1 pseudogene is annotated in these 644 nt (G+C 64.0%); it reads left to right on the top strand.

Features of this window, described 5'->3' with window-relative positions:
- A pseudogene (locus HU743_RS27015) lies at window positions 1-644 on the top strand (type IV secretion protein Rhs); the annotation flags it as partial.

Here is a 644-nt window from a genome sequence, read left to right as displayed (position 1 = left end):
AACGGCGCCGGGCGTGCGCTGCTGTTGCGTTATGACCGCGCGCAACTGGTGGCGGTCGATTATCAGGTCTTGGTTCAGGGCGAGTGGACCACCGAGCAAAACCTCGCCACCTACCGCTTCGATGCCCGCCAACGCCTGCTGGCCGCAACCAACGCGGTCGGCGACAGCGAGCGCTACGACTACGACGACCACCACGTCATCCTGCAGCGGCAACTGACCGGCGGCGCGAGTTTTTTCTGGGAGTGGGAACGAACAGGCAAAGCGGCGCGTTGCGTGCGGCACTGGGCCTCGTTCTCGCAGATGAACACCCGTTACGTCTGGAACGATGACGACGCCAGCGTGACGGTGCATTACGTCGATGGCACCGAAGAGGTCTACGTCCACGACGAGCGTGCGCGGCTGGTGCGGCAGGTCGCAGCCGATGGTGGTGAACAGCTCAAGGCCTATGACAATCAGGGCCGGCTGATCGCCGAGCAGGATGCTTTGGGCGCGGTCACCGAATACCGCTACGACGAGGTCGGACGGCTGATCGCGCTGATTCCGCCGGACGATGCGCCAACGTCCTACGAGTACCGCAACGGTTTTCTCTACAAGCGTTGCCGTGGCGAGGCGGTGTGGATCTATCGGCGCAATGCCGAGGGCGC

The sequence above is a fragment of the Pseudomonas sp. SWRI99 genome (assembly GCF_014270125.1).
Classification (GTDB): domain Bacteria; phylum Pseudomonadota; class Gammaproteobacteria; order Pseudomonadales; family Pseudomonadaceae; genus Aquipseudomonas; species Aquipseudomonas hamedanensis.
This window is presented reverse-complemented; position numbering and strand designations above follow the sequence as displayed.